The sequence below is a fragment of the Flavobacterium sp. genome (genome assembly GCF_965657075.1).
GTDB lineage: Bacteria > Bacteroidota > Bacteroidia > Flavobacteriales > Flavobacteriaceae > Flavobacterium.
This window is the reverse complement of the sequence record NZ_CBFHMV010000007.1, coordinates 76,798-92,683: the sequence shown is the minus strand read 5'-3', so window position 1 is coordinate 92,683 and position 15,886 is coordinate 76,798. Positions and strand designations below refer to the sequence as shown.

The window sequence follows — 15,886 nt, the reverse complement described above, 5'->3', positions numbered from 1 at the left end:
AATTTTTTTTTAAAATTTTTAATTTAATCCTCTTTACTTTTTTCTTCAATACTCTTAGAAATCCTAAAAATCAACATTAAAAAAATAGCACAAAATCCACTAACAACTCCAATTAGTGCAACGGTACTTTTTCCTTCAAAAGGATTACTAAAATCTACTTTAGTAAAGTTAAAAATAATTAAAGCCAATGATATTGCTATTATTACGTAACTAAATATTTTCATTTTTTTAAATTTTTACAAATATAATAATATTGTCAAAAGTGTTGCTTGTATTTAACGTTACATTATAAAAAGTATCTTTTGAAAACTTATAATTCGAAAATCTATATATCTTTGCTTCAAATAAATTTCCGAAAATCTTTTTCCGAAAATATAAAAATCTAAAAATATGTTTCAGCTTCACAAAACCATTGTTTCGGAAGAAATTCTAGAAAAAGAATTTGTTTGTAACCTTTCTGCCTGCAAAGGAACTTGTTGTGTAGATGGCGATGCAGGTGCACCTTTAAGTTTAGAGGAAACTGATATTTTAAAGGAAATTTATCCAAAAGTAAAACCTTTTTTACGTAAAGAAGGCATAAAAGCTATTGAAGAACAAGGTACATCTGTTATAGGTTTTGACGGTGAACCTGAAACCACACTTATTGATGGTAAAGATTGTGCTTATGTTATTTTTGACGGTAAAACTGCTCTTTGTGGCATTGAACAAGCCTATAACCAAGGAATTGTTACCTGGAAAAAACCAATTTCTTGTCATTTATACCCAATTCGAATAAAAGAATATGCTGATTTTGCGGCTGTCAATTATCATAAATGGCATATTTGTGACGATGCTTGCGATTTAGGTAAAGAACTTGGTGTGCCTGTTTATGTTTTCCTAAAAGAATCCTTAATCAGAAAATTTGGTCAAGAATGGTATAATGAGTTGGATAAAATTGCACAAGAATTAAAAAAATAAAAATTAGGTATTTTCATTTTTTTGTATTCGATTTTTGAAAACCATTTTAACATTATTTTCACACTTCAAAAAGCTCTCATCTGTTGTATTTACTACTGTTTTAGTTGTTTTTAACATTTGTTTTATAATTCGTAATATGCTGTATTACAGAGTTTTAAAAAATTTTTAGAGGTAAGATTTTTTTTACCCTTTGTTAAAAACTTCTTGCGATTGTGAATAAGTTTGACTTTCATTTCAATTAATAATTTGTCAACTTTGTAAACATCAAAAAAGAATAAAAACACACACCAAAATATAAAATCATGACAGCAGTTGAACCCATCTTACAAGAAAACAAAGATCGTTTTGTTATTTTTCCAATCAAACACCAAGATATTTGGGAATGGTATAAAAAACAAGAAGCTTGTATTTGGACGGCAGAAGAAATTGATTTGCACCAAGATTTAACGGATTGGAACAATAAGTTAAATGACGACGAGCGTTACTTTGTAAAACATATTTTAGCTTTTTTTGCTGCCTCTGACGGAATTGTTAATGAAAATTTAGCTGAAAATTTTGTAAATGAAGTGCAATATCCTGAAGCAAAATTTTTCTATGGTTTCCAAATCATGATGGAAAACATTCACAGTGAAACGTATTCTCTTTTGATTGATACTTATGTGAAAGATGAAGTAGAAAAAAGTAAATTATTTCATGCAATTGAAACATTTCCTGCAATTAAAGAAAAAGCAGAATGGGCTTTAAAATGGATATCTTCTGATTCTTTTGCAGAACGATTGATTGCTTTTGCAGCAGTTGAAGGAATTTTCTTTTCAGGTTCATTTTGTTCAATTTATTGGTTGAAAAAACGTGGTTTAATGCCAGGACTAACATTTTCTAATGAGTTAATTTCTCGTGATGAAGGAATGCACTGTGATTTTGCTGTCCATTTACACAACCATCACTTAATAAATAAGGTTCCTAAAGAACGAATTAAAGAAATTATTGTAGATGCTTTAAATATTGAGCGTCAATTTATTACAGAATCTTTACCTGTAAGTTTAATTGGTATGAATGCTACTTTAATGACGCAATATTTAGAGTTCGTTACCGATAGATTGTTAGTAGAATTAGGATGCGAAAGGGTATTTAATTCATCAAATCCTTTTGATTTTATGGATATGATTTCACTTCAAGGAAAAACCAATTTTTTTGAAAAACGTGTTGCTGAATATCAAAAAGCAGGTGTAATGAACACTGATGCAGAGGCTGGAAAAATTAGTTTTGATGCTGATTTCTAGTATTCTATAGCACAAATATTATAACCGAATAGAACAATTAAAAATCGTATTTAATAAAAATACAATTATAATTTAAATCTAAACACAAGGCATTGAAAGCCTTGTGCTCTTATCCCTTTTGGCAAAAATAGCCTTCAGGGCAACAAACAAACAAATTAACAAATAACTCAAAATAGGGAAGGGATTTTCTATTTTACAAAACACTTTAAAGTATGTACGTAGTAAAAAGAGATGGCCATAAAGAGCCAGTAATGTTCGACAAAATTACCAATAGAATTAAAAAACTTTGTTATGGATTAAATGACATGGTAGATGCTGTTAAAGTGGCAATGAGGGTTATTGAAGGGTTGTATGATGGCGTAACTACTTCTGAACTAGATAATTTGGCTGCTGAAACTGCTGCTGCAATGACCATTACACATCCTGATTATGCTCAGTTGGCTGCACGAATTGCCATTTCTAACTTGCATAAGAATACGCTAAAATCATTCTCGGAAACTATGAATGATATGTATCATTATGTAAACCCAAGAAACAATCAAAAAGCCCCTTTGTTGTCTGATGAGGTACATCAAGTAATTCAAGAGAATGCAGAATTTTTAAATTCTCATATCATTTATACAAGAGATTTTAATTATGATTATTTCGGATTCAAAACTTTAGAGCGTTCTTATTTGTTAAAAATTAACGGAAAAATTGTAGAGCGCCCTCAACATATGTTAATGCGAGTTTCTGTCGGAATTCACATGAATGACCTAGAATCGGTAATTGAAACTTACGACTTAATGTCTAAAAAGTTTTTTACACACGCTACACCAACATTATTTAACGCTGGAACACCAAAACCTCAAATGTCTTCATGCTTTCTTTTAACTATGAAAGATGATAGTATTGACGGAATTTATGATACACTAAAACAAACCGCAAAAATATCTCAATCTGCTGGTGGAATTGGTTTGTCTATTCACAACGTAAGAGCAACGGGTTCTTATATTAGAGGAACCAATGGAACTTCTAATGGAATTGTACCAATGCTACGTGTTTTTAACGATACAGCGCGTTATGTAGATCAAGGTGGTGGAAAACGTAAAGGAAGTTTTGCTATTTATTTGGAAACTTGGCATGCCGATATTTTCGAATTCTTAGATTTGAAGAAAAATACAGGTAAAGAAGAAATGCGTGCAAGAGATTTATTTTTTGCTATGTGGACCTCCGATTTATTCATGAAAAGAGTAGAAGAAGATAGTACCTGGACTTTAATGTGTCCTAACGAATGTCCAGATTTATGCGATGTTTATGGAGACGAATTTGAAGCTTTATACACTTCATACGAGGCTGCAGGAAAAGGAAGAAAAAAAATTAGAGCTCGTGAACTTTGGGAAAAAATATTAGAATCTCAAATCGAAACAGGAACTCCGTATATGTTGTATAAAGATGCAGCTAACCGTAAATCAAATCAGAAAAATTTGGGAACAATTCGTTCTTCAAATTTATGTACAGAAATTATGGAATACACTTCTCCAGACGAAATTGCCGTTTGTAATTTAGCTTCCATTTCTTTGCCAATGTTTGTTAAAGACGGCAAGTTTGATCACGATTTAATGTTTAAAGTTACCAAAAGAGTTACTAGAAACTTAAACAAAGTTATAGATAGAAATTACTATCCTGTAAAAGAAGCTGAAAATTCTAATTTAAGACACAGACCTGTTGGATTAGGAGTTCAAGGTTTAGCAGATGCTTTTATCATGATGCGTTTGCCTTTTACAAGTGACGAAGCAAAACAAGTTAATCAAGATATTTTTGAAACACTTTATTATGCTGCTGTTACAGCTTCTATGGAAATGGCCAAAGAAGAAGGACCTTATTCGACGTATGAAGGTTCACCAATTTCTAAAGGTGAATTCCAACATAATTTGTGGAACATTAAAGACGAAGAATTATCAGGTCGTTGGGATTGGGCTGCTTTAAGAAAAGAAGTTCTTGCAAATGGTGTTAGAAACTCGCTATTAGTTGCTCCTATGCCTACAGCTTCAACTTCTCAAATATTAGGGAATAACGAAGCATTTGAGCCTTATACTTCAAATATTTATACCAGAAGAGTTCTTTCAGGAGAATTCATCATTGTAAACAAACATTTATTACACGATTTAGTAGATAGAGGTTTGTGGAACGAAACCATGAAGCAAGAAATTATGCGTCATAACGGTTCTGTACAAAATATTGATGCCATTCCACAAGATTTAAAAGAACTATACAAAACCGTTTGGGAAATGTCAATGAAAGATATTATTGACATGTCTAGACAAAGAGGTTATTTTATTGACCAATCTCAATCGTTGAATTTGTTTATGCAAGATGCTAATTATGCTAAGCTAACCTCAATGCATTTTTACGCTTGGAAAAGTGGTTTAAAAACAGGAATGTATTATTTAAGAACTAAAGCAGCAGTTGATGCTATCAAGTTTACCTTAAATAATGATAAAAAACAAGAATCTGTAGCAGCTGCATTAGTAGAAGAACCTAAAGCAGAACCTTTAAAAGTAGCAGTACCTTCAATGGTTGAGCCGCAAGCAATGTCTGCAGAAGAGTACAGAGCAATGGTTGAATTAGCCAAAAATGCTGGTCCAGAGGATTGTGAAATGTGTGGATCTTAATTATAAATTAAATTAAAGATAAATAAGAAAAGCAGCTATCATTAATTTGATGGCTGTTTTACTTATTTAAAGTATATTTGAAAAAATAAATAAAAAGTTATGTCAAAAGATAAAAAAGGAGTTTATACAGGAAAAATAGAACAAGATGCAGACGGAAATTTCTTCTGTGGTGCTTATTTGTTAGATTATAAATACACAGTAGCTAACTTCAAAATTGGTGATGAAGTTAATTTAAAATCTGTTATAGAAAATCCAAGCGATATCAGCTACGATAAATATCCAAAAAAATCTAAATTATTTTTCTTAGCCAACGAAAAAGAGTAGCATCTATGAATTCAAAAAAAGAAACCAAAATTCGAATTACTAACGAAATGTTAGCCTCAAAAGAAAAACGATTTGCCAATTTTATTATCGACATGATAGTGCGATTTATAGTGACTTTTCTTGTAGGTGTTCTAATTGCCATGTATGCCCAAATAAGTGGCGACGAAGAGCTTTTAAATGCGTTGGAAAACATTAGTACTTTGGCCGATTATGTAATTTCGTATGTTTTTCTTTTGATTTATTATATGTTCTTCGAAAGTCTGACTAGTAGAACTATTGGAAAATACTTTACAAACACTAAGGTGTTTATGATTGACGGTTCAAAACCTGAAGCAGATAAAATTTTATACAGATCATTAAGTAGAATTGTACCTTTTGAAGGCTTTTCTTTTTTGGGAAATGAAGCAAAAGGATGGCATGATACATGGTCGGACACAGTTGTTGTTGATTTGAAAAAATATAATGAAATCAAAAACAGTATCGATTCAATTTCAGAAATAGGTAGCGAAATTTAATTTTTTTTCAATCAACTATTCAACAAATTATCCAAAATGAAACATTTGATTAGAACAAATTCCAATCATGAGGATTTTAAATTATTAAGTAATTTATTTGATGATTTTTTAGTTGAAATTGATGGCGATGAAAAAGATTTTTTTGCTAAATACAATCAAATTTATATTGAAAATGTTTTAATTTTTTATGAAAACGCTATTCCTTTAGGATGTGGTGCGATAAAAGAAATTAATCCAAAAGTAGGAGAAATTAAAAGAATGTTTGTTGTACCTAATGCTCGATCAAAAGGTATTGCAAGTACAATTCTGACGGCTTTAGAAGAATGGGCAAAAGAAATGAATTTTGTTTCATGCCAGTTAGAAACTTCTCAAAAATTAGAAAAAGCAATTGCTCTTTATCAAAAGTTTGGATATAAAAACATTCCAAATTACGGACAATATGTTGGAGTAGCAAGTAGCATTTGCTTTAGAAAAGAATTCACAACTTCCACAATCAAAAATCATTAATCAAAAAGTAACTTTCTTATGATGCACTGGGAACAATTATTATCTTTAAAAAGACACGGTGATACCAATAAAAGACTTCGTAAAGAAGAAGATGATACGCGTTTAGGATTTGAAGTAGATTACGATAGAATCATTTTTTCGTCTGCTTTTAGAAGTTTACAAGATAAAACTCAAGTCATTCCTCTTTCAAAAACGGATTTTGTACACAATAGATTAACGCACAGTTTAGAAGTTTCAGTAGTCGGACGTTCTTTAGGAAGATTAGTGGGAAAAAAAATAATTGAAAAATATCCTTATTTATCCAATGAACATGGCTATCACATGAATGATTTTGGGGCTATTGTAGCAGCAGCAGCGTTGGCTCACGATATAGGAAATCCACCTTTTGGACATTCTGGAGAAAAAGCTATTGGCGAATATTTTAAAACAGGAAACGGTCAGCAATTTAAAAAACAGCTAACCGACAAAGAATGGCAAGATTTAATTGATTTTGAAGGAAATGCCAATGGATTTTCAGTACTCACTTCTTCTAGAAAAGGAGTTGAAGGTGCTTTGAGAGTTTCGTATGCAACTTTAGGCGCTTTTATGAAATATCCAAAAGAGAGTTTGCCTAAAAAGCCAACCTCAAAAATTTGTGATAAAAAGTATGGTTTTTTTCAAAATGACAAATCGTTTTTTTGCGATGTTGCTAATGAATTAGGCCTATTAAATAATAAATCAGCAAATAATATTGGTTTTGAACGCCATCCATTAGCTTATTTAGTAGAAGCAGCTGATGATATTTGTTATACCATAATTGACTTTGAAGACGGAATTAATTTAGGTTTAATTCAAGAAGAATTTGCTTTAGAATATTTAATTAAGCTGGTTAAAAACGCTATAGACACCAACAAATATCATTCATTAACTACTAAAGAAGATAGAATTAGTTATTTACGAGCCTTAGCCATAGGAAGTTTGATTCAAGATGCGGTGAAGATATTTATTGAAAATGAGGAAGCTATTTTAAAAGGAGCATTTCCTTATTCATTGATGGATAAAAGCCAATACAAAGCACAAATGAATGACATCATACAAATCAGTATAAAAAATGTTTATCAAAGCAGAGAAGTTATTGAAAAAGAGTTAGTAGGATATAAAGTAATTCATACACTTTTAGATAAATTTTGTACGGCATACAACAACACGATCGAAGGAACAGCTTCAAATTATGATGCAATTGTTCTTAAAATGTTACCTGAACGATATCAAGATCAAAAGGAAAATCTTTATGAAAGACTTTTACACATTTGCCATTACATATCCATGTTGACCGATGGAAAAGCTTTGGATTTATATAAAACAATTAACGGTTATAGGTAGTTTAAAACGAATATACAAAACCAATTCCTAGCATTTGTTTCAACTGAATTCTTGGTCCTCTAATAACTTGAACACCATTTTCTTCTTCTTTAAATTTGATGTCATCGTCGTATAAAAGATGCGTGCCAATAGTTGCTTTTACGTATTCATTTACAGTCATTTCTAATATAATTTGCCAATCAACATCAATGTTTCCAAAGTTGTTAATGTAATCACTGTATAGACTCAATCGGTTTTCTAAAACCATGTTTTTATAAATCTCAGTCTTGTAATTATTCGTCAAAAGAAAACCAACTTCAGTACGATGTTTTTTCCCAACATCTACACCAAATGCACCCTGATTTGATAATCGTTCATCAAAAACAAAAGTTGTTTTTAGTGTCAATGGAGAAATATAAACATTTAAGTTTAAATCTTTTCTTTTGTATTCTGTTCCAATTCCTAAAAAAACATAAGCAGGAGCAAAAGGTTTAGAAATGGCTAAATCGGTATTTGGATAGGCATAACCGTTAGCAAATTGTGTATTGAAATTAAATTTACCAGCATAAAACCAATTGGAAATGGTATCGCTTCTGTATCCAAAAGTTGAATTAATTTGCAACTGATCATCGGTTTTTCTAACTTCTCTTCCTTCTTGTTTGTTAATTCCGTATCTAAATATCAATTCATTACGCCAATTGCATTTATCTTCAATATAATCTCTTTTAAAATTACCTTTTAGTAAACCAGCCACCGAATTATTTCCTCCAGCGTTCCAGTTTAGAAAAGCATTTTGAGAAACATCAAAACCAATTTTATTTTCTTTTTTCCAATTGGAGATGGTGTCAGGAAGTTGGGTTATTATTTTTTGAGCCTGTAAAGAAGTAAAGCTCATTAAAAGTAGGCCAATAAATAAATTTTTTTTAATCATTTAAAAACGAATTGAATAATTTAATTAATGAGGAAACGTCAATTTTGCAAATTTCTTGTAATTGAAGGATGGAACCATGTTCTATAAAATCATCAGGGATTCCAATATTTTTTATGGAACAATTGGCATTAATTTCTAACATATATTGATTGATTTGACTCCCAAAACCACCTTTTATTGTTCCATCTTCAATGGTGATAATTTGTGAATATTGCTTAGAAATTTCTTGTAAAAAAATGTAGTCTAATGGTTTAACAAACGGAAAATGATAATGCGCAATTGTATTATTTTCTATACTTTGAAATGCTTTTTCTACATTACTAGCTATAGTACCTGTGGAAAGAATTGCTATTTTGGAACCTTCTTTTAAACATTTTGCTTTGCCAATTTCAATTTTTTGAAACGGTTTTTTCCAATCGACAATTTCTCCTCTTCCTCTAGGATAACGAATTGCTATTGGATGATTTAAACCTTCTGAAGCAGTAAACATTATATTTCGTAATTCGATAGCATCTTTTGGAGCACAAACAATAATGTTAGGTATGCACGACATGTAAGCCAAATCAAATACGCCATGATGTGTAGCACCATCTTCACCCACCAAACCAGCTCTATCCAAACAAAAAATAACAGGTAAATTTTGTAAAGCAACATCATGAATTACTTGATCATAAGCACGTTGCATAAATGTAGAATAGATGTTGCAAAAAACCACCATATTTTGCGTTGCCATTCCTGCAGCTAAAGTCACCGCGTGTTGTTCGGCAATTCCAACATCAAAAGCTCTTTGTGGAAAAGCTTCCATCATGTATTTCATGGAGCTACCACTTGGCATTGCAGGTGTAATTCCTATAATTTTTTTATTTTTTTCGGCCAATTCAACTAAGGTCAATCCAAAAACATCCTGAAATTTTGGAGGTAAATTGTCTTCATTTTTTAAAAGAATTTCTCCTGTTATGGCGTTAAATTTTCCTGGTGCATGGTATTTTACCTGATGCTCTTCAGCCAATTGTAAACCTTTACCTTTGGTAGTAATTACATGTAAGAATTTGGGTCCTTTTACTTTTTTTAAACGTTCTAATTCACTTATTAACTTAGGTAAATCATGTCCATCAATTGGTCCAGAATAATCAAAGTTTAATGATTTGATGATGTTGTTTTGTTTTGGATTTTTTCCTTCTTTAACGGCTGTTAAATAATTTTTTAAAGCACCAATACTTGGATCAATTCCGATGGCATTATCATTTAAAATTACAAGTAAATTCGCATCTGTAACACCAGCATGATTTAAACCTTCAAAAGCCATTCCGCTTGCAATTGATGCATCACCAATTACTGCAATGTGATGTTTTTCAAAATCACCTTTAATTTTGGAAGCAATTGCCATTCCTAAAGCTGCAGAAATAGAAGTTGAGGAATGCCCTACGCCAAAGGTATCAAATATACTTTCGCTTCTTTTGGGAAAGCCTGAAATGCCATTTAACGTTCTGTTAGTTTCAAAAGCATTTTTTCTTTCGGTTAGTATTTTATGACCGTAGGCCTGGTGACCAACATCCCAAACCAATAAATCATTTGGAGTGTTAAACACATAATGAAGTGCAATGGTTAACTCAACAACACCCAAACTTGCTCCTAAATGGCCTTCACTTTTTGAAATTATTTCAATTATAAAACCTCTCAACTCTTTGGCTAATTGAGGCAATTGATCTAGAGAAAGTTTCTTTAAATCTGTGGGATTGTTTATTTGAGATAAAAATGGACTGTTCATAAAATACAAAAAGCAAATTTAAGCTTTTGTTTTTAGATTATTGAGGTTTTATTCGAATTGGATAAGTCATTTTTACATTTACTTTTTCACCTTTAATTTCTCCAGGAATCCAAAGTGGTGAATTTTGGAGTGCTTTTATAATTTGTTGATTTATTGCTTCGTATTTTCCTTTTATTACGACTGAGTCAACAAGTTTGCCCTCTTTGTTTATTACAAATTGTACAATTGTTGTTATTGGCTCAATTATGTTTTCAGGAATAGTTAAGTTTTTAGTCATGTAATTTTGAAATTCAATTTCGTTATTTGAAAAAGTGGGAACCTTTTCAACTTCGGCAGCATTATAAATTTTATTTAGATTTATCGTTTCTGGTTTTTCGTTACTTGGGGTCATGATGATTTCACCTGTAATTATTGGTTCTATTTCAATAATTCCCATAGTATGTATTTGTGGTCGAGGCGTTAAATTTGATCTGTTTAGTTTACTTTTTATCTTTTCTTTTTCAATCAAAGAATCGGTTTTATTTACAGTATTAACTAAGGTGTCTTTGTTGTTTGAAATACTATCTTCAATCACAACAACTTTTCCAAGTCTATGAACCGTATTGTTTTCATCTTTGCAACTAATAAGGGTTGTTCCCATTGTTATGAAAAGGGCTAGTAGAAATGCTTTTCTGAAAGAAGTTGGTTTGTAAATTAAATTTTTTGGAATTTCAATAGTAATACTTTTTAATTGTTCTCTTTTAAATCTTCCACAGGTTTTAATGCTATTATTTTCATGGAAATATTGAGAAATTTCAGCTTTTGAGCTTTTAGTAAAATCTATTACTGTTTTGGCACAAGATTGACAAAATCTTCCTTTTTCTTCGGGTTGCATCTTTTTCCAATTTTCATTACAAGGTTTCGGAATTGTTGGTAGTAAATTTTTCATAGTAGTATAGTTTTTAAACTTGTAACAAAAATTATTCCAAATAGTTGTAATTTTGTTCTTATGATAGATGTATTTACTGATGAGTATTTTATGAAAAAAGCTTTACAAGAAGCTGAAGTAGCTTTTGCAAAGGACGAAATTCCAGTTGGTGCCATTATTGTTGTTGATAATAAAGTAATAGCAAGAAGCCACAATTTAACCGAATTGTTAAACGATGTTACTGCTCATGCCGAAATGCAAGCCATAACCAGTGCAGCAAACTTTATTGGCGGAAAATATTTGAGGGATTGCACTTTGTATGTTACTCTTGAACCTTGTCAAATGTGTGCGGGTGCTTTGTATTGGAGTCAAATTTCTAAAATAGTCTATGGCGCATCTGATGAAAATAGAGGTTTTTTGAACATGGGAACTCAATTGCATCCAAAAACAAAAGTTATTGCTGGTGTTTTGGAAAAAGAATGCTCCCTATTAATGAGAGCATTTTTTAGAAAGAGGAGAAAATAGTCTTATCTCACTAAAGAGAAATGACTTTTAAATTCTTTTACTTGTCCATTTCTTGTATAGTTTGCCACAAACCAATAATCGGTTGCGGGTAATTTGTGACCATTATAAGTACCGTCCCATCCAAAAGTAGCTGGTGAAAATTGTTTAATTAATTTTCCATATCTATCAAAAATTGTAATCATTGCTTCAGGAAAATCTTGCATATCAAATATATTCCAAGTTTCATTATTTCCGTCTCCATTTGGAGTAAAATAGTGCGGATATTTTAAGACTATTGTTTCTAATATTACTTCTTCACAATTACCATAGGTATCTCTTATTGTTACAATATGTTCTCCGGAACTCACATTGTTAAAGATGTTACTTGTTTGGTATGGTCCACCATCTAATGAAAATTCATAAGTTCCTAATCCACTATTGATTTCAATGATTAAATTTGCAATTTCATCAAAATCTGAGGATTGGTTTATTGTTGCAATTGCGTTACTTGATTCAAGAATTTGTACAATTGTACTTGCATAATTACAATTAGTACCAAATTCGGGTGTCAGTTTTGTTGTTTCTACAGTATATAATCCTGATTGATTTGTTGCGTAATTTGGCCCAGTAAAAACAAGTTGGTTGTTAAAAAACCAATTTACTTCGAAAAAATTTGGGTTTAATCCACTTTGTAATGTTACTGTTCCAATTGGAGCTCTAGTAATTGGATCTACACAGATAATTTCATCGTTAATATTTAAATCCAACAAAGGATTTATTTTTAATATAAAATGTTCTTCATCATTACAATTGGAATTATTTGGATTGTCTGCATAAACAAAAACATCATAAGTTCCAGGTGTATTAAAAGTATAATTATTTGGTAAAATTAATCCTACACCATTGGTTTCACTATAGTAGTTGATATTAAAATTACTTGATGGCAAATTTGGTAATGTAAACGAGCCGCAACTTTCAATATTTGAGAAAGAGTTTAAACTTGGGGTTTCAGAAATGGTTATTGTAAAACTTTTTTCCTCGTTACAAGCAAAAAATCGATCTCCGTTAGTAGCGCAAACATAAACATCGAAAGTACCAACAGTTGAAAAAGTATATGCAGATGGATCAATAATATCTGTCATATTTCCACCTGGTTGACTGTAATAATTTATTTCATATTGGTTAGGGTATAATGGAAGATGGGTATGATTTGGTAAAGTATAAGTATCGCATTCGAAAACATCATCATAATCTGGTAAGTCAATAGTATTAAAATATACTGTAAATGGTTTGTCCACAAAACATAATGTTGTTGGATTTTGACTGTACAGATAAAAAGTTTTAGTTTCAGTATAAACGGTATTAGGTAATACTATTGCGCCAGTTCCGTTGGGCCCATTTGGTTCTGTATAATAATTTCCTGCGGATGGATTGGGTAACGAATAAGGTTGGCATCTTGAAAAGTCACGAACTTCAGGAGTTTGCGGCAAGGGGTTTATCGTAACTTGAAATGAAGACTCATTGTCGCATCCAAATTCATTTGGAGGAGAATATATATAAAATGTTCCCGGATTTAAACGGATTCCAGACAAATCCACTATTTGACCAGCGTTATAACTTACTTGATTTGATGCAGAAGGACCTCCTGATAACAGAAAGTAGTTTCCATTTGTTAATGGAGGTAAAATATAACTACCACATTCTGTAACATCGTCTAATTCATCAACAATTGGTTTTGGGTTTATAGTTACTTGAAAAGACAAGTTATAAGTACAATTTGGCGTTGTAGTAGTATTCGCGTAAACATAAAAAGTTGAAGTTCCTAAGGTAGTAATTTCAGTTAATTCAGGAACTATTGTATTGTTGGGATTAGTTGGACCTCCTGGTTCTAAATAGTAATCACCAACTGCTAAATTAGGCAAAGTATATTTTCCGCATACTATTTTATCAACAACGTTGGGTATAATGGTAACTTTGAAAGTACTGCTGTTAGAACAATTAAATTCATCGGGTCCATTTACAATAGTAAAAGTTCTAGTTTGAGTTATTACATCTCCAGCAACAAAAGAACCTGAATAATTCCCGTTAGTAAGCACAGGTAAAGTATAACTAAAACAAGTAACCACATTACTTAACTGATCAACAAGTGGTAAAGGGTGTATGATAATTTGAAATTCCACATCTCTACAAACTATATCATCTACTTCTGCATAAAAAAATATGGATTGACTGCTAATTAGTATAGTGCCAGGTGGAATTATTGTTCCACTACCTAAAGGTCCTGCTGAATCAGTATAAAAGGAACCAGCTATTGGAGATGGAATGATGTATTTTCCACAATGCTCTAATTCAATTGTATACTCATCAATTACATATAGATAAAAAGAACTTTCATTAACACAACCATTTTCATCTGGACCGTTAAAAATATAATAAGTTCCAGTTTCATTGAGAACATCTCCTCCAAAATAAGCTGTGCCATTTCCGTTAGGTTCAGAAAAATAATTACCGTTTGTTGGTACCGGTAAAATGAATTCTGTACATACAATTAATGGACTATCAATAACATCAACTAGAGGCAGTGGATTGATGATTATTTCAAAGGATATAATAGCAAAACAATCAGGAAAACTTACGTCGGTAATTCTAACCCAAATAGTTTTAGTTAAAACACCATTCGGGATTGAATAAGATGAAGGATTTGTAATTGCATCCATTGAAGTTTCAGCATTTTCTAAAGACTCAAAAAATTTCACACTAAATTCAAGTGGATTAATTGGATTTGAACTTAAATAATGACTTTCTAAATTTACGGAAGTTGTATTAGATTGAACACACTCGCTTAAATTTGGTGGTGTTATAGGAATAATTTCATTATTTACCAATAAGTTAAAACTGTAAATAGCATCACAGAATTCGTTGGTTTGAGTGTTAAAAAGTTTAATATAAATAGTTTCGTTTCCTAAACTAGAATAATTAGTTGCGTTTGTTTGAGAGATAAATGTGTTAGTAGTAGTATTTACAAGAGATGAATAATAAAATATATCATAAATGGCATCATCAATTTCTAATAATACTTCGTTGTTTGTTGTTAAGTTATAATCATGTGATGCACCAGTTGTGGAAAAACATGAAACTAAATCAACAGGTGGATTTAGGGTTAAATCGTTAAAAATTATTTCGTCTGTTACGATACATGACGAATTGTTAGTTGTTATTGTAACAGCATAAGTCCCTGCTTCTGTTATGGTTAATACGTTGCTGGTTTCACTTAAAACTATTCCATTTTTTGTCCAAACATGATTGTAAAAAACATCATCTAAACCTGTAGTAATAGTTTGAGTATTTCCTGAACACATGGTCGTATCTTCACCTAAATCAATAGTTGTAATAAAACTTCCGGCAGACAAAAAAACAGCAGAATCATATCGAAAATCAAAATAATCTCCAATGGCAATCCTAATTTTATAGGGATTGTTTGGAGTTACTGATGAAGAGGCATTCATGATTTTAGTATAGCCACGCATATTAATTGTTGAAGCTGCTGGATTTGTGACGTTATAAGTACTGAAAAATTGCGAATTTGCAGAAGAACATCCAGCATTAAAAGTGTTTTTTCTAATATTTAAAACAGATACTGGTGTGCTTGTTCCAGGTATTATTGCTAAATTAGTGGTAACATTTGTGGTTAAATCCGTCAAGAGAAAAGCAAATGTATCAAACGACGAACATTGATATTGACCATATTCATTAGAAGCAAATAGAAAGTCAAAACTAAAATTATTTGACAAAGGAATAAAATCAAATTCTAAAAAAGCAACATCGGTTATGTTTCCTGAAATACCTTGTGCTGTAATAATTGATAGTAATTCTGGATCGTTGTTAAAATTAATTTGACTGTCCAAATTATCCCCAGTATAGATGCCTTCCGAAAATTTCGCGTTTCCATTTCTTATAATTATTCCTTCACTGATTGGAAATGAAGAATTATTATTATTAAAATATCCAACAGATTCTGCCGATGAAATAGAAATATTGCTGACTTCAATACAAGAATTACCTAGCAGTGTATTTACAATACTAATAGGAGTTTGAGTAGTGTTATCTATACTGACTGCCTGAGAAAAGCTATTATTTGAGATAAAAACAACTAGTATAATAATTATTTTTTTCATGTTAATTTTTGGTTTTAAAAACT

At 31.1% G+C, this 15,886-nt stretch carries 13 protein-coding genes; 8 read left to right on the top strand and 5 right to left on the bottom strand.

Annotated elements, in window-relative coordinates:
* Positions 1 to 23 precede the first annotated feature (23 nt).
* Positions 24 to 224 carry a hypothetical protein gene (locus ACTF56_RS06600; protein WP_438966119.1) on the bottom strand — a complete coding sequence of 67 codons (201 nt, stop codon included), beginning with the start codon at positions 222 to 224 and terminating at the stop codon, positions 24 to 26.
* A 166-nt stretch (positions 225 to 390) separates the two neighbouring features.
* Here ACTF56_RS06600 and ACTF56_RS06595 point away from each other — a divergent pair, with 166 nt between their 5' ends.
* From ACTF56_RS06595 to ACTF56_RS06565, 7 genes are all read left to right on the top strand, one after another.
* Positions 391 to 957, top strand: coding sequence for a DUF3109 family protein (locus tag ACTF56_RS06595; protein ID WP_438966118.1), 567 nt, complete (start codon positions 391 to 393; stop codon positions 955 to 957).
* 302 nt (positions 958 to 1,259) lie between these two features.
* Positions 1,260 to 2,237, top strand: a complete 978-nt coding sequence (locus tag ACTF56_RS06590) for a ribonucleotide-diphosphate reductase subunit beta (protein WP_438966117.1) — start codon at positions 1,260 to 1,262, stop codon at positions 2,235 to 2,237.
* A gap of 212 nt (positions 2,238 to 2,449) precedes the next feature.
* Entirely contained in the window at positions 2,450 to 4,891 is a 2,442-nt protein-coding gene (locus ACTF56_RS06585) for a ribonucleoside-diphosphate reductase subunit alpha (RefSeq protein ID WP_438966116.1), read from the top strand.
* A gap of 99 nt (positions 4,892 to 4,990) precedes the next feature.
* Positions 4,991 to 5,215, top strand: coding sequence for a hypothetical protein (locus ACTF56_RS06580; RefSeq protein ID WP_438966115.1), 225 nt, complete (start codon positions 4,991 to 4,993; stop codon positions 5,213 to 5,215).
* Between the two features lie 5 nt (positions 5,216 to 5,220).
* Positions 5,221 to 5,730, top strand: coding sequence for an RDD family protein (locus ACTF56_RS06575; protein ID WP_438966114.1), 510 nt, complete (start codon positions 5,221 to 5,223; stop codon positions 5,728 to 5,730).
* 36 nt (positions 5,731 to 5,766) lie between these two features.
* Positions 5,767 to 6,237 (top strand): GNAT family N-acetyltransferase, encoded by a 471-nt coding sequence (locus ACTF56_RS06570; RefSeq protein ID WP_438966113.1) that lies wholly within the window; start codon positions 5,767 to 5,769, stop codon positions 6,235 to 6,237.
* A gap of 21 nt (positions 6,238 to 6,258) precedes the next feature.
* The gene (locus tag ACTF56_RS06565; protein WP_438966137.1) at positions 6,259 to 7,599 is read left to right on the top strand and encodes a deoxyguanosinetriphosphate triphosphohydrolase; all 1,341 of its coding nucleotides are present in this window, start codon (positions 6,259 to 6,261) and stop codon (positions 7,597 to 7,599) included.
* A 1-nt stretch (position 7,600) separates the two neighbouring features.
* On the opposite strand, the gene ACTF56_RS06560 is transcribed toward ACTF56_RS06565, so the two are convergent.
* The 3 genes from ACTF56_RS06560 to ACTF56_RS06550 are packed head-to-tail and all read right to left on the bottom strand — an operon-like array spanning position 7,601 to position 11,205.
* Entirely contained in the window at positions 7,601 to 8,509 is a 909-nt protein-coding gene (locus tag ACTF56_RS06560) for a DUF3078 domain-containing protein (protein WP_438966112.1), read from the bottom strand.
* On the bottom strand, positions 8,502 to 10,277 hold the full coding sequence (locus ACTF56_RS06555; protein ID WP_438966111.1) for a 1-deoxy-D-xylulose-5-phosphate synthase: 1,776 nt from the start codon (positions 10,275 to 10,277) through the stop codon (positions 8,502 to 8,504). Before ACTF56_RS06555 ends, ACTF56_RS06560 begins: the two co-directional genes overlap by 8 nt.
* A 37-nt stretch (positions 10,278 to 10,314) precedes the next feature.
* Positions 10,315 to 11,205 carry an energy transducer TonB gene (locus tag ACTF56_RS06550; protein WP_438966110.1) on the bottom strand — a complete coding sequence of 297 codons (891 nt, stop codon included), beginning with the start codon at positions 11,203 to 11,205 and terminating at the stop codon, positions 10,315 to 10,317.
* Between the two features lie 60 nt (positions 11,206 to 11,265).
* Between ACTF56_RS06550 and ACTF56_RS06545 the strand changes: the two genes are divergently transcribed.
* Positions 11,266 to 11,709, top strand: a complete 444-nt coding sequence (locus tag ACTF56_RS06545; protein WP_438966109.1) for a nucleoside deaminase — start codon at positions 11,266 to 11,268, stop codon at positions 11,707 to 11,709.
* Between the two features lie 2 nt (positions 11,710 to 11,711).
* On the opposite strand, the gene ACTF56_RS06540 is transcribed toward ACTF56_RS06545, so the two are convergent.
* On the bottom strand, positions 11,712 to 15,863 hold the full coding sequence (locus tag ACTF56_RS06540) for a choice-of-anchor L domain-containing protein (RefSeq protein ID WP_438966108.1): 4,152 nt from the start codon (positions 15,861 to 15,863) through the stop codon (positions 11,712 to 11,714).
* Positions 15,864 to 15,886: the final 23 nt, after the last annotated feature.